A 22,718-nucleotide genomic window follows, 5' to 3' on the forward strand; every position below is an offset into this window, starting at 1 on the left:
CCTGTAACTTCCACCTCACATTTCATTAAAAATTATTTTTATTATGCATCATTTACACCGCGAAAAACTATTTTCTTTGCTCGATGAGGAAGAATCGGCCATTGTTTATATGAAAGGAGCTGATCTGATGTATCGGTATAATACAGATTATGAGTTTCCCTTTCGTCAGGAGTCGAATTTTTGGTACTTAACGGGTGTAAATGAGCCAGACTTCCATCTTGTGTTGGATCTCAAAAATCAGGATTACCACCTGTTTGCCCCTAAACGCGATGCGCAGTATGCGGTGTGGCATGGACGTGTGAAAACCAAAGATCAGCTACAGGATGAGTATCAGCCTGACCATCTACATTACGAAGGAGCGTTGCCGAAAGTGTTGAAGGAGTTGGCGCCTGAAAAAATCTATTGTCTTAATGAGGAACAAGCCGAATTTATTGAGCAGTTTGAGCGAGAGTTGCCCATTGATTTGGATGCTCTTGATGATGCTCTGACGCATTGCCGTGTTTTTAAAACCGGATGGGAGCTTGATCAACTTCGAGAAGCAGCGCGGGTCAATAATATTGCACACCGGGCAGTGCTAAATAATTTGGAGCCGGGAAAATACGAACACGAAATGAAGGCAACATTCGATTATCACCAGATAAAAAATGGGCTCACGCAAGATGCCTATAATGGTATTTTTGCTGCCGGAAAAAATAGTGCGATTCTACACTATGTGGAGAACAATCGTGAGATCAAAGATGGTGATTTGTTTTTGATTGATGCCGGTTTTGAGTGCAATGGTTATGCTTCTGATTTTACACGGACATATCCTGCAAGTGGAGAATTTACGAGTGAGCAAGCTGAAATTTATGAGGCTGTATTGGAGGCGCAGAAGCAAGTTATTGATGCTTCTGAGCCTGATGTAAAAATGGAAGATTTGCATATTTTGGCAGCGCGCGTGATGATGCAGGGACTTAAAGATGCCGATATTGTTTCAGGTTCTATCGATGATTTGATGGAGAAAGACATTTTCGCCCTGTTTTTCCCGCATGGGTTGGGCCATTTCCTCGGTCTCGATACACATGATGTGGGCGGATATCCCAAAGGCGTAGAACGCATAGACCGGCCAGGTATCAAGTACTTGCGAACGCGCAGAACGCTGCAGCCCAGTATGGTGCTGACAATTGAGCCCGGTCTTTATTTTGTGCCCGCACTGTTAAAACCTGCACTCGAAGATGACGAGCAGTCTCAGTTTTTGAATGCTTCGAAGCTCAATGAGATGATGGACTTTGGGGGCGTTCGCATTGAGGATAATATTATTATCACTGAGGATGGATACGAAAATATGACGGATGTTCCTAAAGAACGCATCGATATTGAGAAAGAGATGGCAGGATAAGATTACTTTGTGGAGTCCACCTTGAAGTGGGCTCCATCATTTTTTACTCATTAAAACTATCAGGCAGGTCATTTTCGTACAGCACAACATCGCCTTCTTGGGCAAAGTCCTGCATTAGGCGATTTGCTTCATAGAGGCTACTTACAGTTTTAACATTTTCCATATCAAAGCCAGTTGATGTAATGCCTTTTCTTATAGGTTCGGTTTGATTTTGTCCAACCAGGATCACCAGATCTAAATTGGCTTTGCCGATTTGCTCTCCAAATTCGCGATTCTTTTCATCTTGAATTTCACCCAGCTCAATCATGCCTGGGGTGATGATTATTTTACGTCCGTTTTCAAAAGCGGCCAGCGTTTCGACGGCATTTTTAGCACCAACAGGATTAGAATTAAACGCATCATCAATAATCGTTATACCATTTTGAGATTTCAGCTCCAGCCGATGCTCAACCGGCTCCATGCGAGAAGCGGCCATGGCCATCGTAGTGAGGCGCAATCCCAATGATTGGGCCACCCCTACCGCCAGCAGCATATTTTGCACATTGTGAGAGCCCAACAGTTGCATGGTGAATGTCTTTTTTTCTTCACCAGCTGTCACCGTAAAAGTCATTCCCTCTGGTCCGTACGTGATATTTTGGCCTTGGATATCACCAGATTCCAATCCGGCATACGTAAACTTCAAATCATGTCGGAGGTCAGCCATAGCCGTAACGCGCTCATCATTGGCGTTTAAGACAGCTTTGCCATTTGGTTTGGTTCGTTTTACAATCGTGGATTTCGTTCGGGCAATGGCATCCTGCGAGCCAAAGGTTTCGAGATGAGCAACACCTACATTGGTTACTACTGAGATATCCGGTTCGGCAATGTCACAGAGTTCATCAATATTACCCTCATAGCGGGCTCCCATCTCAAGCACCAAAATCTGGTGACGGGCCTCCAGATCGTTGTTGATAACTTTACAAATGCCCATAGGGGTATTATAGCTTCCAGGCGTAGAGCAGACAGCATAGCGTTCGCTTAGCAGGTCACGGATCATGAATTTGGTACTTGTTTTACCATAACTTCCGGTAATGGCAATGACCGTCAGGTTTGGCATCTGCGCCAGCTTCTTTTTTGCGAGTTTAATAAAGTGGCGGTGTACATATTTCTCAATAGGCTTTGTAATCAAGGCCGCCACAAAAATGAAAAAAGGAACCAATGCGTTTCCGAGCACCCATCCAAATGCAAGAAGGTACATATCGGCGGCATAGAGGCCATCATTTTGAATACCCAATTCGGTAAAAGGAATATACCCCGCGTAGGAGATAAAGGTGACGGTTACAGGAATTAAAAGGGACAGGATAGCAAAAGGGATGGTGAGTCGAATCATCCGAGGGGTAAATACGAGCGGTTTTTTGGATTCTTCGCCGCCATAATAGTTGAAGGGACCAAACCAGGAAATCCCAAAAACGGCTAAAATGATAATAGCGGCGCTGCCGGTAACAGCGTTAGAGAGGAAAATCAGTAATACAAAAATAATGACATTATACAGCACATGTTCAGCTGTTAAGACCCGGCGGTTCCAGTTTTGTACCAGCCAGTGCCAAAATTCGTTGAGCTTGTAGCCATGCTGTTGGAAAATGTGCAAAAAGTAACGTCCTCTGAGTAGGGTATGACGTGCCAAGGTCAGCACAAATCCCAAAATGAGGAAATCAATAATGTTTAAATACCAGTTCAATATGTAACAGTTGAATTAATGAATGTCAGTTGATAAACGGTCGCTAAAGTATAGAACTTCCGTTATATTAATGCGCTTGAGAAAATAGATAATCTTTCATCTAAAATTCGTTCAAATATATGAAATTAATAATCCCAATGGCAGGTCGAGGTACCAGAGTTCGGCCCCATTCACATACCGTTCCCAAACCATTGTTGCCCGTCGCCGGAAAGATGATTGTGGAACGCATCGTAGAGACGTTTGCGCGTACACTTGATCGTGATATTGATGAGATTGTATTTATTCTTGGTCCTGATTTTGGCCAAGAAATTAAAGATGCCCTGAAGGCTATGAGTGATCGGCAAAATGCGAAGGCTGTTTTTCGTGTGCAGGAAAAAGCGGAAGGAACAGCCCATGCAGTGTATTGTGCTGAAGAAGATCTGGATGGTGAGTGTATCATCGTTTTTGCGGATACTATTTTTGATATGGAAGGTTCCGTTTCTATTGAAGATGCCGACAGCGTTGTTTGGCTGAAAGAAGTTGAGGATCCTTCTCGGTTTGGCGTGGCTGTCGAAAAGGATGGCAAGATTACTGATTTTGTTGAGAAACCAGAAGATCCGATTTCAAACCTTGCTATTATTGGGGTGTATTATTTTAAGGATGGATCTAAGCTCAAAAAAGAAATTGAGTATCTGTTGGATAATAATATTCGAGGCAAGGGGGGCGAATATCAGCTAACCGATGCGCTCGACCGACTGCTGAAAGATGACAAGGTGTTTAAGAAAGCAACCGTCGACCAGTGGTTAGACTGCGGTACGTTGCCGGCTTGGCGGGAGACCTCAGGAATTATTACGGAGAAAGAGTACGAGGAGATCGAGGAAGACCGATTTCCGGATACCAAGATTATTCCTCCCGTATATATTGGGGATGATGTAGAGTTGGAGAATTGTATCATTGGTCCCAAAGCCAGTATTGCGGAAGGTTCGAAGCTCAAAAAGTGCACAGTTAAAAACAGCCTGATTCAGGAGCACGCTTCGCTTGAGGATTGTAATATTGAGGATTCAACTATTGGACGACATGTGGAACTCAAAGATGTTGATCAAGAAGTACATTTGGGTGATCACACGAAGATTGGAATAGAAGTTTAGTTTTCTTAAAAGCTTTTTGGGAATAGCCTTGGGATTGATCCCGAGGCTATTTTTTATCAATTAAATAAAATCTTCTAAAGGTCGATTCTGGTCAGCATCTTTAAGGGTATCATGCACCTCTTCGTGATGTCCTTCTGGTTCAAGGTGGATGGTTACGATTACATCACCATTTACCGCATTGATAAGCCTTTTCTCAAGCAGGGTGGCATCATCATGTGCTTTTAACAAGCTCACCCCTTCTTTGAACACAGCATGGAGTTCAATCCAGGTGGTATTGCCGGTCGTACGGTGACGCAGGTTGTGGACATTAATCATAGAGCCGGGTAAGTTCTTTTTAAGCTCTTTACGAATTGCTTGGTCAATTTCCGGATCGCGGGAATCCATCAACCCATCCACCGAGTATTTGAGGAGTTTAAACCCCTCGTACATAATATAAAATGCAAGAGAAATGGCTACGACCGAATCCAGGATAAGAAAGTCTGTGAATTTGATAATCAGCAGGGTGGTTACAGCACCGGCGCTGGTCCATACATCCGTAAGTGTATGTTTAGCATTGCTGATTACGATCATGTTATTTTCGCGGCGTCCCACTTTTAACAGGTAGCTGCCCAGGGCAAAATTTATGAGCCCTGCACCTCCAATTAAATAAACACCTGCCATTAGTTCGCGCAGGTTGTATCCGAACAAATAGTTTTCGACGGATTGGTAGATGATGGTAATACCCGCAAGAGTGATAACAGCCCCTTCAATCCCAACGGATAAAAACTCCACACGTTCGTGTCCATACAGATGTTTCTCGTCGGCGGGTTTGGTGCTCAGTAGTAATCCATAGTACACAAAAGCTACAGCAAGAACATGGATAACCGATTCGGCTGCATCCGAAAGGGCGGTGTTAGACCCCGTTATGCCAAAGCCGGTCACCTTTAGGGAAAGAGATAGCACCGATACCATCAGGCTGATGCGCAGGGCCGTTTTGGCGGAAGATGTTTGCACTGTTTTAGGATTAATTGCGGATATAATCAGACTAAAAGAAACCCTAAAGAATACCTGAAAGCAAGCGTATTAGTTCTTATTTTTACGCTCGTTTTAAAGACCAGTAACAAATTAGCACCGAACGTGGAAGATATCCCTCAAAAGCATCAGGAAGTATTTAAAGTAATATCTGAGGCCGGTAAGACAGTTGGGCAAGATGTATATGTGGTGGGCGGATACGTGCGTGACTACTATCTGAACCGCACAAAGGACGAAGACTTACTGGATATTGATTTTGTAACCGTAGGATCGGGGATCGATATTGCGAAAGAGATTGCAGATCGGCTGAATGCCGATAATCTTTCGGTATATAAGCAGTTTGGGACAGCACACATCCGGCACGGGAATATGGATTTGGAATTTGTGGGGGCACGTAAAGAGAGTTACCGAAAAGATTCGCGTAAGCCGATTGTGGAAGACGGAACGCTGGAAGATGATCAGCTGCGCCGTGATTTTACGATCAATGCTCTGTCATGGTCGTTGAATGAGGAGAATTTCGGTCAGCTGCTGGACCCTTTTGAGGGGATACAGGATTTAAAGAAGCAGCTTATTCGTACGCCAGTGGACCCGCTTACGACTTTTGAAGACGACCCGTTGCGGATGATGCGTGCTATCCGATTTGCTACACAGCTCAAGTTTGATATTGAGGAGCAGACCTACCGCGGTATTGAAGAGATGGCCTCACGGATTGAGATTATATCCAAGGAACGCATTATTGAGGAGCTGAATAAAATTGTTATGGCGGATAAGCCTTCTATAGGATTTGACCACTTGTTCAAAACGGGATTGTTAGAGCATTTCTTTCCCGAGATGGTTGAACTGCATGGAGTTGAAGAGGTGCGTGGCGTACGTCATAAGGATAATTTTTGGCATACGCTCAAGGTGCTTGATAATGTAGCTGAAATGGGCGGCGATTTGTGGCTGCGATGGGCGGCGATTATGCACGATATTGCCAAGCCGGCTACCCAGAAGTTTGTGGAAGGGACAGGATGGACCTTCCACGGGCATGATGCGCTGGGCGCCAAATGGGTGAAACGTATTTTTCGTCGATTGGGACTTCCGCTGGATGAACGGATGCGCTACGTTCGCAAGTTGGTGCGTCTACATTTACGCCCCATTGCCTTGGTGTCTGATAATGTGACCGATAGTGCCGTTCGTCGCCTGATATATGAGGCCGGTGATGATATTGATGATTTAATGATGCTCTGCCGGGCGGATATCACCAGTAGAAATGAATACAAAGTGAAACAGTACAACCGCAATTTTGATTATGTTGAAAAGAAAATCGAGGAGGTCGAAAAGAAAGACCGTATTCGTAATTGGACGAATCCCATCCGTGGTGATGAAATAATGGAAACGTTGGGATTGGCTCCTGGTCCGGTAATTGGGGATATCAAAGATGCAGTAAAAGAAGCTATTTTAGATGGTAAAATTCCCAACGAGCACGATGCTGCTTTTGATTATATGATGGAGATTAAAGATCAGTTTTTAGACGAGGAATAGTGTTAAAAACGAATTAGACTTTGTGGATCTTTGATAGATCTGCAAAGTTTGTGCAGGGATAATATGAATGTTTCAAAACCTTCAGGGTTTAAATTAAATAAGAACTTTCTATGGCCAACGACGTTTGGATTGCCGATTCATATGCGAAGATTAATCTTGGACTACACGTGTTAGAGCGTCTTCCAACCGGTTATCATGCTATTGAAACGGGACTCTGCTTTTTGGAATGGCGTGACCATTTTGAGGTGAGGCAAGCCCCGGAAATGAAACTGGAAATTGATGACGAGAGCATCCCCACTGATGAGAGTAACCTTATCAACCAGGCCATAGAAACACTCGATCGATACGTTGGGCTAAAGCACAATTATTTATTTCGGGTTGATAAGCGTATTCCCGCTGGGGCTGGGCTTGGGGGCGGAAGTAGCAATGCGGCATTAACACTACGAATGCTCAACAAAATTGAAGAGCTTGGATTAAGCGATGATGAACTGATAGATCTCAGTCGTGATTTGGGAGCCGATGTTCCCTTTTTCATTAAGGGCAAAACCGGTATTGCCAAAGGAATTGGTCACGAAATTGAGGAAATCAATATTCAACCCAACTTTTGGATCGTAACCTGTTTCCCCAATGAGCAGAGCAGTACGCCCGAAGCCTACAAACATTGTGCACCTAATCCCGACCCCGATTTTGATCTTAAGAAAACTCTTACCGAAGAGGAGATCGATGAGTGGCAATATATTCTCAATAATGATCTGGAGCAGTCGGTCTTTCCACGCATAAATGTGTCTGGAAATATGAAAGACCAGATGTATGAATTCGGTGCTGTATATGCTTCAATGACGGGAAGTGGATCAGCGGTATACGGTATTTTTGAACAGGATTTTGTGGCTACGAATGCTTATAAAGGGTTGCTGGAGCTGGATTTTCCGACAAATATGACACGCCCGGGCTTTGAGCCTGATTATGGGATTTATCGGAAGGCGTGAGATAAATTTCAAATAACAAGTATGCACAACAAGATGCCCGGCTCTTTTAAAGAGTCGGGCATCTAAGTATTATGTCCGACAATAAGAAAGAAGTCTTTTTTATTATTTTTTCGCTCTGGCTGCTGGTATTTGCATCAAGCAGTCAGATTATGATCATTGCGCCCATCCTTCCGCGCATTAGCGAACAACTTGCTGTATCAGAAGCGCTTCTGGGGACATTGGTTACTTCCTATGCCGTAATGGTTGGCATTTGTGCATTGATAACTGGTCCCATTTCTGATAAAATTGGTCGGCGCCGAATTTTACTTATCGGTACAGGACTCATGACCTTTGCGTTATTTCTGCATGGGCTGGTATTTAATTTTGTAAGTTTTCTTTCCGTCCGTGGATTGGCAGGAGCTGCAGGCGGTATTCTCAGCGGTGCTTCCGTTTCTTATGTGGGAGATTATTTCCCCTATGAGCGTCGCGGCTGGGCTAATGGATGGATTATGAGTGGCATCGCTATGGGACAAATTTTGGGTATTCCCATTGGTACTATTTTAGCCGAGTACATGGGATTTCGAGCCCCGTTTATTGCTTTTTCCGTTCTCATGTTGTTTGCTTTGCTGCTTATCTGGATTACTGTTCCTCAACCTAATGTACAGCTGCAGAAAGCTAAAATTACGGTGTTGGGAGCTATCAGAAAATATCTATTGATGCTTCGTAAACCTGAAATCGTTGCATCGGCTATAAGCTACTTCTTAATGTTTTTGAGTCTCTCGGTGTACGTTATTTATCTGCCGAGCTGGCTCGAAGAAACGTTTGCCGTTTCCGGCAATGAAATAGCTATGCTCTTTTTAGTAGGCGGAGTAGCAAATGTAATCACAGGTCCACAAGCCGGGAAGCTTTCTGATTTATGGGGACGTAAAAGCATTATCATCTTTTCTTGCTTGGGATTAGCTACCGTAATGGCTTTCACGGTTCCCGCTGTTACTTCATTCTGGGTAGCTTATATACTCTTTTTTCTGATTATGGTATTGGTAGCCATGCGCATTAGCCCATTTCAGGCATTAACGACCGAACTGGTTTCAGCCCGAAAACGCGGAACACTTATGAGCCTGCTTGTTGCTATTGGTCAGGTGGGGTATGGCTTGGGGGGTACCATTGCGGGCCCGGCTTATGTTTCCCATGGATATTTAAGTAACACCATTATTGGAGCCACCATGATTTTCGGGATGGCTTTTATTGTCTGGAAATACCTGCCTGAACCGGAGCTAAATAACAATCGGTAGCTTAGTCATTTAGGCTGATCTGATTTTCCGCTTTTAATTGATCTATTTTCCTTATTACTTATTCCATCATTGTTTTAGGAACTAAACATGCCTCCCATATGAATACCGATACTACTGTGAACCCTCGTACCGGAATGGATGTCGATTCTTTTCGGGAAGATATTAAGCAGCATCTTCACTATACGTTGGCCAAAGATAAATTTTCTTCCACTGACTGGGACCACTATCGCAGCGTAGTTCTTGCGGTAATGGATCGGCTGCACGATCGATGGATTAACACACAGCAGCGGTATTATCAGAATGAATCGAAACGGGTCTACTACCTGTCGATGGAGTACCTTATTGGCAGACTCATGGATAATATGCTCATTAACCTGGGGTTACAAGATGTGGCTGCTGAGGCTATTGAGGATGTTGGTTTTGATTATGACAAGGTTCGAGAAGCCGAAGTCGATGCGGGACTCGGTAATGGTGGACTCGGTCGCTTGGCAGCCTGTTTTTTAGATTCCATGGCTACGCTCGGTGTTCCGGCGCTGGGCTACGGTATTCGCTACGATTACGGCATTTTTGACCAGGATATTGAGGACGGCTGGCAGGTGGAGAAGCCGGATATGTGGCTGCAGTATGGGTATCCATGGAGTGTTGTTCGTCCTAAGAAGAAATATAAGGTGCAATTTTATGGGGAAACGGCTGCGAGCGAAGATGGCAATGGCCGCCTGCATTTCGATTGGGTAAATACTCACAACGTCACGGCATTAGCCTACGATACCCCCATTCCCGGATTTCAGAATGATGTCGTCAATAACTTGCGGCTCTGGAAAGCGACCTCGGATGAAGGCTTTGATCTGAAGAGTTTTAATCAGGGGGATTATATTGAGGCGGTGCGGAATAACCTGCTTGAGGAGAATATTTCGCGCGTGTTGTACCCAAACGACAAAGTATTTAAGGGACAGGAGCTGCGACTGAAGCAAGAGTATTTCCTGGTTTCAGCCTCGCTGCAGGATGCGATAAATCGGTTCAAAAAGCAATTTGATGACCTGCGCAAAATTCCTGAGCAGATGGCCGTTCAGTGCAACGATACACATCCGAACTTGGCGGTTCCCGAGCTGATGCGGATGTTGATGGATCTGGAAGGGTTGGAGTGGGAGCCGGCCTGGGATATTGTGAGTAAGACAATCAATTATACCAATCATACATTAATGCCCGAGGCACTTGAAAAGTGGCCCCTTTCGTTGATGTCGAACTTGTTGCCACGTCACGTGCAGATTATCCGTGAGATTGATCGAAGATTCTTGAATTCTATTGAGGTATCTGGTGATGATCGAGATAAGAAGAATCGCATGCGGGTTATCAGTAATGAGATGGATGCTCGTGTGCGGATGGGGAATCTTGGGATTATTGGCGCGAAGAAGGTCAATGGCGTTTCGGAGTTGCATAGCGATCTGATGAAGAAGACCATCTTTAAAGATTTTGCTGATCATTATCCGGAAAAGTTTACGAATGTGACTAACGGCATTACCCCGCGTCGCTGGTTGCGTCAGTGTAACCGTGAACTCGCAGATTTGATTTCCGATCGCATTGGCGATGATTGGGTTACGCATCTGGATCAGCTACAAGAGGTAGAGCAATTTGCTGAGGATGAAGAGTTTCAGTCAACGTTTAAGGCCATTAAGCTGCGTAATAAACAGAAGCTGGCCGATTATATTAAGGAAACCATGGGTGTGAGGGTTAATCCCGAATCCATTTTTGATATACAGATCAAGCGCATTCATGAGTATAAACGTCAGTTGATGGCGTTGATGCATGCTATCACGCTGTATAATCGGATTAAAGATAATCCCAATGCTGACGTAGAGCCACGAACGTTGTTGTTTGCCGGTAAAGCGGCCCCGGGATATACGATGGCGAAGATGCATATTAAACTGATTAACAGCGTGGCAGAAGTCATTAATAACGATCCGGAGGTGGCACCCAAGCTAAAGATATTATTTCTGCCGGATTACAGCGTGTCGCTGGCCGAAAAAATGATTCCTGCTGCGAATCTTTCAGAACAAATTTCTACGGCGGGAATGGAAGCCTCGGGGACCGGGAATATGAAGTTTGCGCTCAATGGTGCACTTACGATTGGAACGTTGGATGGGGCTAATATTGAGATTCGTGAGCAGGTTGGGAAAGAGAATATCTTTATATTTGGTCATACCGTCGACGAGATCGAGGAGGTTCGAACCAAGGGCTATAACCCGCAGGAAATTTATGAGTCGGATGAAGAGCTTAAACGCGTGATTGATCAGATTCACGAGGGGTACTTTAGTCCCGATAATCCCGATCTGTTTCATCCCGTAACCAATGCGTTATTAAATCAAGGGGATTATTTTATGGTGTTGGCTGACTATCGCAAGTACGTAGAAAAGCAGGAAGAGGTGGAGGTTAATTATCGCGATGAGTTCGACTGGAATCGCAAAGCCATAATCAACGTCGCTAATATGGGACACTTTTCGTCGGATCGTTCAATCAAAGATTACTGCGAGCGAATTTGGGATGTGGAGGTGTAAAATTTAGAGATGTTATTGTTTCGGTTGAAGTGATGGCATCATTTATTCCCAGAAATTTTTGTTTAGGTGATCCTTCTTTATATTTACTTGTATGCTCAAACAAAATAAGGTCTTATGGCTGATATTATTGAAAATAACCTTTTTTATTTGACAGGTGCACTGTCACGAAAGCTAACTAATCAGGCGGATGATGTTTTTGCTACAGTGGGACTTTCTTCATCCCATGCATTACTGCTTTGGATGATAAATGATAATCCTAATATACAGCCGAGCCAGTTGGCCAATCAGATGCAGTTGAAACCATCAACGATTACGCGGTTGGTGCAAAAGTTGGAGCGAAGGGGGTTGGTAGAAAAAAAATCGAAGGGTCGAGCAATTGCGATCCGTTGTACTGATAAAGGAGGAGGGCTGGCACAAGAGATACAGCAGAAGTGGGATCAGCTCATCCAACAGAAAAAGGATCAGTTGGGAGACCGTTACGTGGAAGTGCTTTCGGAAATGATTGCTAATGCAATTAGTACAGTAGAAAGAGAATAAATTCTATTTACTCTGTTAGAATAAAATTGATAACTATTTAAATGTAGGATTATGGCTGATAAACCCAGAAGAAATGATCCTTGTCATTGTGGAAGTGGTCAAAAGTATAAGAATTGCTGTATCGAGAAAGACAATACATCAATTATATCTGGATTAGGTGTTGTTGGACTCGTATTAATGGTTGTGCTTGGACTTTGGTTTTTAAGCTCAGCATTGTCGAGTGGAGGTGAATCACCAGATTGTCCGGCTGGACAAACTTGGTCAGAATCGCATCAGCATTGCCACTAATTTTGATCCTTGTAGTTGGTCAGAAGTAGTAACCAATGTTAATATTAAATCGGGTATTCCAACGGGGATCGTTTGCACCAGAACCTAAGCCTTTACCAAAACTATCGGTAAGCCACGGCTGGTTTTTTCCGGAAGCAATATCAAAATAGGTGTAAACTTTGCCGGCCGTGACCATAAATCCGAGTACGTTGTGTTGGGAATCTGTAAAAGAGTCATTGACTTTATCCAAGTAGGTATAGTTATCGTAGAAGGTGAGATTTGATACCGGTCCCCAGTCTACATCTGTAGAGTATGAAACACCGAGTACGTACATATTCCCCTCAGCAGCCACATCATATCCCGGAGTGCCATCACTTGCCGGGAATCCGTAAGCGCCCATTTGTACGACATCAACTGGGTTGCCAAGATCGTTTTGGGCATTGTGATTATAATAGATGTATTCCACTTTTACATTAAAGTTACCGTAGGTGCCATCGAGATGTGGGGCAAAAGCGTAGTGTTCAGAAATCTCATCCAATGCACTGTTATAGATTCCCCCGTATTGTACGGAAAATCCCAATTCGGTGCTGCCCAATGAGCCGTGATCCCAGTTGTAGGCGGCACGTCCATTAAATTGACTGGTTTCTGAGTTCGACAATCCTTCATTGGGCTCAGCAATGATATCATAGGAATAACGGGCCGTGTTTTGTGGAGCAAATTGGGCAATGCCGTTGGGATCGGCCTGCATAAAATAGGCCAAGTGAAAATTCCAGTTATCATGCGAGGTGGTAAGTTTGAATCCCATGTCGTGATCGTCTTCCAGTCCCAAGTAATAGGGAAGTTGAAACCACCAGTTATGAGAGGCATATTGCAGTAGTCCAAATGGAACCTGGGTAACGCCGACCTGTAGATTGGTTTGGTTTGAAAAGTCATAACCCAGCCAACCCTGCTTGATAAAATGTGTGCCAAAAGTTGGATAAAAGCGGTACTCCAAATTTATATTGATGCCTTCGGCGCGTCCTTCCACGTTGAGACGCCACATATCAAAAGTAAATTCGCTGTCTGTTTCACTGATAGATCCGCCATAATCCTCAAGATACAAGTTATAGCGTAGTGCACCTCCAAGTGATAAATAGTTACTGGTATCTTCATTAGCCACTGTTAGTACACCGGAGTCCAGGATGGAAGGGCCAGAATCTCCTTGCTCATCATTATCAGTAAAGGCCAAGGCTGAGGATGAAAAGAAAATGAGAAGTCCAAAAAGTATTGAAAGAAATGAACGAAGTGAGGGTGCAGAGTTAGTGATAAATGATTTTATATCCATAACATATCCCCAACTTTATTTGAATTCCCAGATATAGCTTACAAAAATTGGGATCTAATAATTCAAATAGTTCCCAGAAACTTTGATGCTAAGAAGCGTTTACGGAGTGGAAAAATCTGGATCCAAAACAGTATCGCCGGGATTTATTTCATCCGAAAGACTTAGTTCTGCAAGTTTTTGCCCAGCTTGGGTGATGGGGATACAAACTGCGCTGGCACCGGCTTCGCTGAGTTCATGAAGTTCATCTTCTTGAGAGGTAAGGGCAATAATAGTTCCGTGGTAGCCATTTGATCGGAGATACTTTGTGGCATTGAGTTTGGCTTCTTTAGTTCCTATCGCCAATATTACTGATTTTATATGGCTTAGATCAATTTTTTGCCAAAGCTCAATATCCTGCATATCGCCATAGATAACACGTCGTCCATCTTCGATATTTTGCTGGATACGAGCTGGGTCGATATCCATTCCAACCACGTGTTTTGCTGATTGCCTTAGCCTATCATAAGCGGCCTGACCGGCATTACCCATCCCGATAATCAAATATTCGGCTGACCCAAGTGATACAGTTTGCTGGTCGGGGTGGCGTACATCACGTTCAAATTGTATGAGAAAAGATTCCATTTTTTGCCAAAGTTCTTCTTCCCAGATAGCAAGGGGAGCATTTACTGCAAAGGAAATAGCTGTTAGCAAAGCAAAAGCTACTACGACACCCGAAGGTATAAACCCGGCGGATGCCGCTACAGTTCCGGCAATGAGGGTAAATTCGCTGTATGAGGAAAGTGAGATAGTGGCAATAAATGAGGTTCGCGCTCGGAGTTTGAACGCTACCATTAGCCCAAAAAAGAGGATAGATTTGAGCGGTAAGATTGCCAGTGCTGCTAAGGCAAGATAAAAATCTTGTAATGCGGGAAGGCCGGTTAATCCTACTTCAAGGAAGAATCCGACCAGGAATGCTTCTTTAATTCCCCAGAGTTTTTTTGAGAGTTCATCGGCAACATCGTGTCCTGATAACAGCATTCCTGCAATGAGTGCTCCAAGTTCAGAAGAGAGTCCCAATTCTTCAAATAACGAGCCTCCGCCAACGGCCAGCATCAATCCAAATAAAAGTTTGAGCTCTTCTTCGTTGGCAAGCTCTATAATCTTGATAACAGCCGGACGAATAAGCGGGAGTCCAAGTAGTGCAAGGCTCCAGGGAGATGGGGCAGTGCCGCTGGTAAGCCCTAAAATTACGATTGCCACAATATCTTGAAGGATAAGAATCCCGATAGCCACACGTCCGTGGAAAGCGCCCAGCTCATTTCGTCGTTCCAGGTTTTTAGCTGTTAATACGGTGCTCGAGAATCCCAACACGATACTGATAATGATAGCCGCAGTAATACTATATCCAAGAAGTATAGCAACGGGGAGAAAAATAGCTGTGCTTACAACCAAGTGGATACCGCCGGTACCGAGTACTTCCGAGCGGATAATGTTTTTGAGACGAAGATGAAGACCCACGGTAAAAAGCAGAAATAAGACGCCCAGATGTGCTATTTCGTGAAGTGCAGTTCCAGCTTCATAGCCATAAGCCGATAATGCTCCGCCCGCTACGAGATAACCGACCAGTGGCGGCAGCTTGATGCGCGAAAAGAGCATTCCAAACACAAAGGCCATCCCAATCCAGACAATATCCATTATTTAATGATACTTAGAAGAGTTATGAATTTTAGGTTTTAAATCGAGTGAACCGATATGCTGAATTATAATTACCTCAATATCAGCGATAAAGCAATAGACCAATCTAAATTACTACAAATGAATTTTATTAATTTTAGCCTGCCGGTTTATCATCAGCTAAGAAATTATATTCCACTGAAACCTCTAATCCCAAAGTCCACTTTTGATCCTGTTCGAAGACTGCCGACATATCAAGAGTAGAAAGTGATGTGCTCATAAAATTAGTCGGTTTCAAGAATATGATTTATGATTTGCTGTGCATGCTCGATCTCATCTTTATTGACGGTGTGCCCCATCCCTACATAAATTTTCTTGGTGACATCAGCGCTAAGCTTCTCAAAGACTTCTTCAGTAATGTCCACACGCCCCTGTGGAATATGTGGGTCACGGTCGCTGCATCCCAGAAATACCGGTGTTTGTTCCAGCGATCCCTGGTAATTGTCGGGATCCACTTCTTCACCAATCAGTCCGCCACTGAATCCGACTACACCTCCAAAACGCTGTGGGTGACGAGCGGCAAATTCAGTCGTGAGACACGCACCCTGTGAAAACCCAAGCAGTATAATCTTTGCTGTAGGGATACCGGCTTCATTTAACTCAGATATCTGATCAAAAATAGCCTGCAATCCGCTTTTGATACCCGGCTGATTCATCTCTTTGGGAGCCAGAAATGACCGTGGATACCACGTATGTCTATTGGCTTGTATAGCCCGATAGTGGATATTATTGCCCTCAAACTCATCCGCAAACATCATCATGCTTTGCGCAGATGCGCCACGTCCGTGAATAAAAATCATTGCCATTTCGGCATTATTGATTTTTGCTCCACTGGTCACTACTTCTTGATTTTGATGTGGGCCGTTAAAAGGGGTTTCGGGACCGATTCGGAATAAAGACATCGTGATTTTTTAATTATATATAGTAAATAAATTGTTGTATTCAATCTCCCTAAATCCCTCTTTTCTAAGAGGGGTTGTTATTTTGTCTCAGATTAGGTTAAGAAGTTCCTCTTTGGAGAAGGAAAATTGACAGTTTTTACTATCACATTTTTACGTTTTTATCGGCGGTAAGGCCGATTCAATTTGGTCTCGTTTAGACTCGTGCCAAGGTGTAAGTTCTAATATTTCGGACTGATCTTTTGATTTATCTGCGTTAACAAAATAGCCCGGTCCATTCGTGGCCATCTCAAATAACACGCCGCCGGGCGTGCGATAATAGACCGATTTAAAAAAGTGACGGTCAATAATTTCGGTAGGTTGCAGCCCTTTTCGAATTACTTCAAACCGCATATTTGTTAAGTCCTCTTCATCCTCACTTTGAAAGGCTACGTGATGTACAATTCCAGCCCCATTTCGTCCCGGCAGATTGTCAACCTCTTCAATAATAAGGCTGTGTCCCAGCCGGCTTTCTGTTTCATAAAGCGTGCGATTGTTCTCCGTTTGCGTTTTTTTAAAACCTAAAATAGTGGTTAATAGTTCTTCCGTTTCTTCGACCTGATCCAGCTTAAGTGTTGTACTCCAGAATCCCTGGATCTGATGCTCCTCAGGAACGGGAGATTGATCCCAGCTTTGCCGTTTATCATCATAATCAAAAACTAAGTGTAACTGCAATCCGTCGGGATCCTCAAACGAAATATGGGTTTTCCCAAAGCGAGTAAAGGGATCGCTGTGGTAGATGTTCTGTTCTTTTAGATGATTTTGCCAATAGTCCTGTGAGTCATTAGGCACGGCCAGTGAAATTTCAGTTGCTTCACCGGATCCGGGAGTGCCTTGTCGTGCTCCTGGCCAGGGGAAGAAGGTCAGGCTGGAACCCGGGTTTCCATCCGCATTGGCATAAAAAAGATGATACTTGGTAGGATCATCCTGGTTGACGGTCTTTTTAACCATTCGCATGCCCAATTTTTTGACATAAAAATCATAGTTATCCTGTGGATCGCTGGCTATAACGGAAATGTGATGTAATCCTCTGTGCTGTGACATAATTTTTAATTATTTAATGATGGAAGTTCTTCTTCAATAACATGTCGCTCATGTTCAAGCCAATCGGGTAGTTTTAGGGATGAGCCAAGCTCATTCAGTTCTTCATCTCGCGTAAAGCCGGGGGGATCGGTCGCAATTTCAAACAGGATTCCGCCGGGTTCATGAAAATATACTGATTTGAAATAATCGCGATCTTTCACCTCGGTCAGGTAGTACCCTTTATATTCCAGTTTTTCACAGAGAGAAAGCTGTTCTTGTTCATCCTCAGCCCGAAAAGCTATATGATGTACGGTACCTTTTCCGGATCGGCCACGCGGTCCAAACTGATCAATTATTTCAATCGTTGATCCAAAAGAAGCTTCGCTTTCATATAGGTAGCGGTTTTCAAGTTGGTTTGTAAGTTGAAATCCCAGAAAATTTTCAAGCAATGCTCCAGTAGATTGGTACTCTTTTTCGCCCAGTGTGGCACCGTGAATGCCGCGAATAGCATGCTGTTGTGGTACAGCTCCGTCCGACCATCCATCGTAGGAATTGGCTTCAGGATCGAGTACCAGCTCAAGATGTAATCCATCGGGATCTTGAAGCCCAATCACCTCCTTACCAAATCGCGAAAACGGTTCCTCAATATCTAAGCCGTGATTACGTAAGTGTTCAAGCCAAAAGGCCTTAGAGCCAGTGGGAACTGAAAACGAAACCGCTACTACTTGTCCGCGGTCGGGACTCCCATCCCGCAAGTGCTCCCACGGGAAAAATGTAAGAATCGAGCCCGGGTTTCCGGATTCATCCCCATAGTACAAATGGTATACCGAGGGGTCGTCGAAGTTGACGGTCTTTTTGACGAGTCGGAGTCCCAGTGTTTCAGTATAAAATCGGTGATTTTCTTTGGGATCACCGGCCACGGCCGTGATATGATGGATGCCTTTACTGTGTGACATAAATAGTTATTATAATCTTTGGTTACATGAGCTGTTGAGTACAAAATAGCGGATGCAGTATAAAAATCTATATTGTGGTTTCAGTCAATTGTAGGATAAAATATTATTGATTAATGAGTTCCTGTATGTCTAAGAGGGACTTTTTATCTTATTCGGCCGCCACCTCAGTAGTCTCGTTCATAAACGGGTAGTCGGTGTATCCTTCTGCATCGCCGCCATAAAACGTACGTTGATCCGGCTCATTGAGATCAGCATCTGCAGAAAAGCGTGCGGGCAGATCAGGGTTTGCCAAAAAGAGTCGGCCGTAAGCAACCAGGTCAGCCGTTCCATTTTCAATAACTTTGTTTCCACTATTCTGATCAAAGCCCGCGTTGGTGATGATAGTACCGTTATAAATATCGCGAAAATATTCTGTTACTTCTTCCGGGTAGTTATCCAAATCGCTCACGTCATCCATCGGCTCCATTAGGTGGATATAAGCCAGGTTGAAATCATTGAGTTGTTCTAACAAATAGCTAAAGGTTTCTTTAGGATTGGAATCGCTGATGCCGTGATTACGTACCGTCGGCGAAAAGCGAATGCCTGTTTTCTCATTCCCAATGGCGTCTGAAACGGCTTCTGTTACCTCAAGGGTAAGCCGACTGCGATTTTTAAGACTCCCTCCGTACTCATCATTACGTTTGTTGGTTCCATCTTTCAAGAATTGATCAATGAGGTAGCCGTTGGCCCCGTGTATTTCTACCCCGTCAAAACCGGCTTTAACAGCATTACGGGCAGCCTGTGCATAGTCCTCGATAATTCCCGGAATTTCATCGGTTCCAAGGGCACGTGGCGTCACAAAATCCTTCATGCCTTCAGCAGTAAAAATTTGTCCTTCTGGTTTAACGGCCGATGGTGCTACGGGTGGTTCGCCATCGTGATAGTGGGGATGCGAAATGCGTCCCACATGCCAGATTTGTGCAAATATCTTTCCGCCTTCGTTGTGAACTGCACTGGTGACTTTCTTCCATCCTTCAACTTGTTCATAGGTATGGATGCCCGGCGTCCAGGGATAACCAATGCCCTGTTCCGAGATTTGGGTACCTTCAGAAATAATCAATCCCGCCGATGTTCGCTGACGATAATATTTGACCATCAAATCAGTAGGCACATTGCCTTCGCCGGCGCGGCTGCGTGTCATCGGGGCCATCACCATGCGGTTGGATAATTCGAGTCCCGATAAATTGTATGATGTTAACAATGGTTGCTTGCTCATAATTATAGAATTTTTGATCAATGTTATTTAACTCGAATATTAATTTAATGTTAAACTATTCAATAACAAAATAGATAATATCGATAGGGATGATTGGAGATGATTAAGACAGAGTAGGTGAACTTTTTCTGTGTAAAGTTGTGCTTATGCTCTATTGAGGCACGTTTATTATGCTTACCAAAATCAATTAACGATAAACAAAAGAGAAATGGTGGTCAGATTTAGGATTGTGCCACAAGCGCCAGTTATTTTAGCTTTAAGGGAGTTATATCCCTTAATTTTTTCCACACTCTGCTATTATGAGAACAGGCTCCAATTGAATTGTTTGGCACAACCGGTTATCTGTTAATTGTAGCTTTCTTTGCCTTTTCTAAATAAGAAAGGGTTTCTTCAACGCGGGTGTCGTCTTCGCCAAAATTTTCTTTGAAGATGTCAGCGGCGCGTTCAAAATCCTTTTGGGCTTCCTCAAACTGTTTCTGTCTGAGTTTTAGTTGCCCGTGACTGACCAGATGTTCCGCTACTCGGTAGTGGTCATTCGGAAATGCATCCATAAAAATAGGTTTCGCTTCGGAAAAAATGGAATCAGCTTGGCTGTATGCTTCCATCTCACGGCTTACATCACCGAGCTTATTCAGATCGACAGCTACCTCAGGGTGTTCGGGCCCCAGATTGTTTTTGTCAATATCAACGACGCGCTTATACATGGCGTATGCTTCTTCATATCGGCCGGTGGTCTGATAGAGATGAGCCAGGTTGTAAATGGACGCGGCCAATGTGGGCAGTTCTTTCTCGTAATAATTCTCTTTTATGGCAATGATTCTTTCAAATAACTCTTCCGCCTCTTCATATTCTTCGAGATCTCTTTTGACTAGTCCAACAATATTCAAGGAGGGCGTAATCTTAATATGATCCTCGTCATACACTTCCTCCATAATTTCCAGGTCTTTTTGGGCAAATTTTTCAGCCTCGGCATAACGACCCATTATCCGCAAATTAATAGCGATATCCTGGTAGGAAATGGCGACGGAAGTATTGTCTTCGTCCAGTAACTGTAATTTCATATCAAGCGATTGCCGGTAATACTCATCAGCCTGTTCATGGTTACCCAGGCGCTGATGGATGTTTCCTATTTTGTTTAATGCTGTGGCAATGTTGATATGATCGCCATCATACAATTCCCGGTAAAAATCCAATGCCTTTTTGTTATATTTCAGGGCTTTCTCATATTCCCCCAGTTTTACCTTTACCTCTGCAAAATTACTCAGAGAATTGTATCGTCCTAACGAATTAGAAGCATCCGCGGCGATATACAAACTATCGGTGTAGTTAAAAAGCTCTTCAGACTTATGGTATTTGGATTTATATGCTTGATTATAAGCAAGGATGGAATATTTATTTGCCAGCTTTTTGAGGGCGGTATCGGCAATAGTTTCGTTGATCTCAATGGCTTGATTAATCAGCTCATCCGACTTCTCATATTCTCCGGCATCGCGTTTTATTTTTGCCAGTGACGTATAAATGCTGGCTGTCTGCATATCGTCCATACCAAAATGGTCCTTACTCTTTTCAAGTGCCATTTTTATAGCTTCTTCTGCGTCTTCTAATTCATCGAGGTTCCGGAATGCCGCGCCAATCGAAATCATAATCCCGATTTGTGTTTCCGGGTGATACTGTAACTCATTTTCCACATTTGACAGCCCTGCTTGTAATAGTTCTTGGGCCGTCAAATCTTTGCCTGCATACTCTTTGGCGTCGGGATTGTTGTATCTAAAAATATCTACCAAAAATTCTTGGATTTCGGTAGCTTTCTGAGCTTCAAATTTAGCCCGGTCACGCTCTTTGGCAATTTGATTGGTATAGTAAAAAGCGATGCTAAATATGAGCAAAAGAAAAGTAACTGCAACAGCTATGGGTGTTTTATGACGTTTAAAAAATTTGCTGATGCGATATGCGGTACTACCTTTTTGGGCATTGACCGGCATATTTTCTTGATAATTCCTGATGTCATCCAACAACTCTGTTATTCCTCGGTAGCGCTCTTCAGGATTTTTACGGATCGCTTTCAGTACAATGGCATCCAGGTCTCCTTTGAGTTGGTTTTCCGTGTTAGGGTTTTTCACTTTTTTGCTTGGGGCGGGTGGTTGTTTATGGAGGATCGTCTGCTCCACTTTGTAACCGGAGCATCCCGCAAAGTCAAAAGGCAGTATCCCGGCAAGTAGCTTGTAAAATACCATGCCCAGGGCATACAAATCGCAGGAGGTTGTGATATGTTTCTGGCGGATCTGCTCTGGTGCGGCATATTTTGGGGTTAGCAGCCGGGCACCTGTCTGTGTCAGGCTGGTATCCTCCTCATCTTCCAATAATTTGGAAATCCCAAAATCAAGTATTTTAATATTACCGGAACCATCAACAAGAATATTTCCGGGCTTCAGATCACGATGAATAACGAGATTTTCATGGGCATAACGGACGGCCTCCAGAACTTGTTTAAAGAGTTCAATTTTTTCATCAACACTACAGTTATGCTGTAAGCAGTATTCATCAATGGGAATGCCATCCACGTATTCCATGATGATATACGGAAATCCATCATCAGTTATCCCGCCATCATACAGTCGCCCAATACCGGGATGATTTAACCCAGCTAAAATTTGCTGTTCACGCCGAAAACGCAGAATGTTTTTATGGGTGTTATGTCCCTGTCGGATGATTTTTATAGCTACGCGATGGTCAAACTCCCCGTCAGTACGTTCGGCGAGATATACCGAGCCCATGCCGCCTTTGCCAATTTGTTTTTTAATCGTATAAGAGCCGACTTGCTGTCCGGTAAGGTCATTATTACTGCCGGTAAGGGCCTTAATGTCATCAGCAACATCTTCACCGGGATAATACTTGTGCTCCTTGAGCTCTTCAAGCCATCCTTCGGAATCAAAAATGGATTTGAGTAATTGCGTAACCCTTCCCATTAATTCCGGGTCGTCACTGCATTGTTTTTCAACAAATCTCTGCTGCTCTTCTCGCGGGAGGTCTAAAACCTGATCAATAATGGTTTCAATTTTTTCCCAGTCTTGATTACCCATAATAAGTAATGATCCAAATATAAAATATAAGCAAAGAATTAAAGTGGTGAATCAGAATG

The 22,718-nt window shown here is 43.7% G+C and carries 18 protein-coding genes; 8 read left to right on the forward strand and 10 right to left on the reverse strand.

The window, feature by feature from the left end:
* The first annotated feature begins 43 nt into the window (after positions 1-43).
* The gene (locus AAFH98_RS05235) at positions 44-1,378 is read left to right on the forward strand and encodes an aminopeptidase P family protein (protein ID WP_342521639.1); all 1,335 of its coding nucleotides are present in this window, start codon (positions 44-46) and stop codon (positions 1,376-1,378) included.
* Between the two features lie 43 nt (positions 1,379-1,421).
* Here the strand turns inward: AAFH98_RS05235 and AAFH98_RS05240 are convergent, their stop codons facing one another.
* The gene (locus tag AAFH98_RS05240) at positions 1,422-3,095 is read right to left on the reverse strand and encodes a UDP-N-acetylmuramoyl-tripeptide--D-alanyl-D-alanine ligase (RefSeq protein WP_342521640.1); all 1,674 of its coding nucleotides are present in this window, start codon (positions 3,093-3,095) and stop codon (positions 1,422-1,424) included.
* A gap of 119 nt (positions 3,096-3,214) precedes the next feature.
* Between AAFH98_RS05240 and AAFH98_RS05245 the strand changes: the two genes are divergently transcribed.
* Positions 3,215-4,222 carry a sugar phosphate nucleotidyltransferase gene (locus AAFH98_RS05245; RefSeq protein ID WP_342521641.1) on the forward strand — a complete coding sequence of 336 codons (1,008 nt, stop codon included), beginning with the start codon at positions 3,215-3,217 and terminating at the stop codon, positions 4,220-4,222.
* A 60-nt stretch (positions 4,223-4,282) separates the two neighbouring features.
* On the opposite strand, the gene AAFH98_RS05250 is transcribed toward AAFH98_RS05245, so the two are convergent.
* Positions 4,283-5,215, reverse strand: coding sequence for a cation diffusion facilitator family transporter (locus tag AAFH98_RS05250; protein WP_342521642.1), 933 nt, complete (start codon positions 5,213-5,215; stop codon positions 4,283-4,285).
* Between the two features lie 123 nt (positions 5,216-5,338).
* Between AAFH98_RS05250 and AAFH98_RS05255 the strand changes: the two genes are divergently transcribed.
* From AAFH98_RS05255 to AAFH98_RS15070, 6 genes are all read left to right on the forward strand, one after another.
* A complete protein-coding gene (locus AAFH98_RS05255; protein ID WP_342521644.1) occupies positions 5,339-6,757 on the forward strand; it encodes a CCA tRNA nucleotidyltransferase in 1,419 nt (472 codons plus the stop codon).
* 110 nt (positions 6,758-6,867) lie between these two features.
* Entirely contained in the window at positions 6,868-7,743 is an 876-nt protein-coding gene (gene ispE / locus AAFH98_RS05260; RefSeq protein ID WP_342521645.1) for a 4-(cytidine 5'-diphospho)-2-C-methyl-D-erythritol kinase, read from the forward strand.
* A 71-nt stretch (positions 7,744-7,814) separates the two neighbouring features.
* The gene (locus AAFH98_RS05265; protein ID WP_342521646.1) at positions 7,815-9,014 is read left to right on the forward strand and encodes an MFS transporter; all 1,200 of its coding nucleotides are present in this window, start codon (positions 7,815-7,817) and stop codon (positions 9,012-9,014) included.
* 98 nt (positions 9,015-9,112) lie between these two features.
* A complete protein-coding gene (locus AAFH98_RS05270) occupies positions 9,113-11,566 on the forward strand; it encodes a glycogen/starch/alpha-glucan phosphorylase (protein WP_342521647.1) in 2,454 nt (817 codons plus the stop codon).
* Positions 11,567-11,680: 114 nt separating this feature from the next.
* The gene (locus tag AAFH98_RS05275; protein ID WP_342521648.1) at positions 11,681-12,103 is read left to right on the forward strand and encodes a MarR family winged helix-turn-helix transcriptional regulator; all 423 of its coding nucleotides are present in this window, start codon (positions 11,681-11,683) and stop codon (positions 12,101-12,103) included.
* Positions 12,104-12,154: 51 nt separating this feature from the next.
* Entirely contained in the window at positions 12,155-12,391 is a 237-nt protein-coding gene (locus tag AAFH98_RS15070; RefSeq protein WP_407935479.1) for an SEC-C metal-binding domain-containing protein, read from the forward strand.
* 19 nt (positions 12,392-12,410) lie between these two features.
* Here AAFH98_RS15070 and AAFH98_RS05280 read toward each other — a convergent pair whose 3' ends face one another.
* From AAFH98_RS05280 to AAFH98_RS05315, 8 genes are all read right to left on the reverse strand, one after another.
* The gene (locus AAFH98_RS05280) at positions 12,411-13,694 is read right to left on the reverse strand and encodes a hypothetical protein (RefSeq protein ID WP_342521649.1); all 1,284 of its coding nucleotides are present in this window, start codon (positions 13,692-13,694) and stop codon (positions 12,411-12,413) included.
* Between the two features lie 99 nt (positions 13,695-13,793).
* Positions 13,794-15,368 carry a cation:proton antiporter family protein gene (locus AAFH98_RS05285; RefSeq protein WP_342521650.1) on the reverse strand — a complete coding sequence of 525 codons (1,575 nt, stop codon included), beginning with the start codon at positions 15,366-15,368 and terminating at the stop codon, positions 13,794-13,796.
* Between the two features lie 136 nt (positions 15,369-15,504).
* Complete coding sequence (locus AAFH98_RS05290) at positions 15,505-15,627, reverse strand: hypothetical protein (RefSeq protein ID WP_342521651.1); 123 nt, start codon at positions 15,625-15,627, stop codon at positions 15,505-15,507.
* 4 nt (positions 15,628-15,631) lie between these two features.
* A complete protein-coding gene (locus AAFH98_RS05295) occupies positions 15,632-16,309 on the reverse strand; it encodes an alpha/beta hydrolase (protein ID WP_342521652.1) in 678 nt (225 codons plus the stop codon).
* Between the two features lie 150 nt (positions 16,310-16,459).
* Positions 16,460-17,389 carry a VOC family protein gene (locus tag AAFH98_RS05300; RefSeq protein WP_342521653.1) on the reverse strand — a complete coding sequence of 310 codons (930 nt, stop codon included), beginning with the start codon at positions 17,387-17,389 and terminating at the stop codon, positions 16,460-16,462.
* 5 nt (positions 17,390-17,394) lie between these two features.
* A complete protein-coding gene (locus tag AAFH98_RS05305; RefSeq protein WP_342521654.1) occupies positions 17,395-18,324 on the reverse strand; it encodes a VOC family protein in 930 nt (309 codons plus the stop codon).
* Between the two features lie 148 nt (positions 18,325-18,472).
* The gene (locus AAFH98_RS05310; RefSeq protein WP_342521655.1) at positions 18,473-19,579 is read right to left on the reverse strand and encodes an alkene reductase; all 1,107 of its coding nucleotides are present in this window, start codon (positions 19,577-19,579) and stop codon (positions 18,473-18,475) included.
* A gap of 338 nt (positions 19,580-19,917) precedes the next feature.
* Entirely contained in the window at positions 19,918-22,659 is a 2,742-nt protein-coding gene (locus AAFH98_RS05315; RefSeq protein ID WP_342521656.1) for a serine/threonine-protein kinase, read from the reverse strand.
* Positions 22,660-22,718 lie beyond the last annotated feature (59 nt).

Origin of the sequence: Fodinibius sp. Rm-B-1B1-1 (assembly GCF_038594945.1) — a bacterium.
In the GTDB taxonomy this organism is placed as follows: Bacteria; Bacteroidota; Rhodothermia; order Balneolales; family Balneolaceae; genus Fodinibius; species Fodinibius alkaliphilus.

Excerpts from the sequence above, each read along its gene's own strand:
- AAFH98_RS05315 (WP_342521656.1), bottom strand. The coding sequence starts at position 22,659 with ATGGGTAATCAAGACTGGGAAAAAATTGAAACCATTATTGATCAGGTT.
- AAFH98_RS05310 (WP_342521655.1), bottom strand. The coding sequence starts at position 19,579 with ATGAGCAAGCAACCATTGTTAACATCATACAATTTATCGGGACTCGAA.
- ispE (WP_342521645.1), top strand. The coding sequence starts at position 6,868 with ATGGCCAACGACGTTTGGATTGCCGATTCATATGCGAAGATTAATCTT.
- AAFH98_RS05285 (WP_342521650.1), bottom strand. The coding sequence starts at position 15,368 with ATGGATATTGTCTGGATTGGGATGGCCTTTGTGTTTGGAATGCTCTTT.
- AAFH98_RS05270 (WP_342521647.1), top strand. The coding sequence starts at position 9,113 with ATGAATACCGATACTACTGTGAACCCTCGTACCGGAATGGATGTCGAT.
- AAFH98_RS05305 (WP_342521654.1), bottom strand. The coding sequence starts at position 18,324 with ATGTCACACAGTAAAGGCATCCATCATATCACGGCCGTGGCCGGTGAT.
- AAFH98_RS05295 (WP_342521652.1), bottom strand. The coding sequence starts at position 16,309 with ATGTCTTTATTCCGAATCGGTCCCGAAACCCCTTTTAACGGCCCACAT.
- AAFH98_RS05245 (WP_342521641.1), top strand. The coding sequence starts at position 3,215 with ATGAAATTAATAATCCCAATGGCAGGTCGAGGTACCAGAGTTCGGCCC.
- AAFH98_RS15070 (WP_407935479.1), top strand. The coding sequence starts at position 12,155 with ATGGCTGATAAACCCAGAAGAAATGATCCTTGTCATTGTGGAAGTGGT.
- AAFH98_RS05300 (WP_342521653.1), bottom strand. The coding sequence starts at position 17,389 with ATGTCACAGCACAGAGGATTACATCACATTTCCGTTATAGCCAGCGAT.
- AAFH98_RS05265 (WP_342521646.1), top strand. The coding sequence starts at position 7,815 with ATGTCCGACAATAAGAAAGAAGTCTTTTTTATTATTTTTTCGCTCTGG.
- AAFH98_RS05280 (WP_342521649.1), bottom strand. The coding sequence starts at position 13,694 with ATGGATATAAAATCATTTATCACTAACTCTGCACCCTCACTTCGTTCA.
- AAFH98_RS05290 (WP_342521651.1), bottom strand. The coding sequence starts at position 15,627 with ATGAGCACATCACTTTCTACTCTTGATATGTCGGCAGTCTTCGAACAG.
- AAFH98_RS05235 (WP_342521639.1), top strand. The coding sequence starts at position 44 with ATGCATCATTTACACCGCGAAAAACTATTTTCTTTGCTCGATGAGGAA.
- AAFH98_RS05275 (WP_342521648.1), top strand. The coding sequence starts at position 11,681 with ATGGCTGATATTATTGAAAATAACCTTTTTTATTTGACAGGTGCACTG.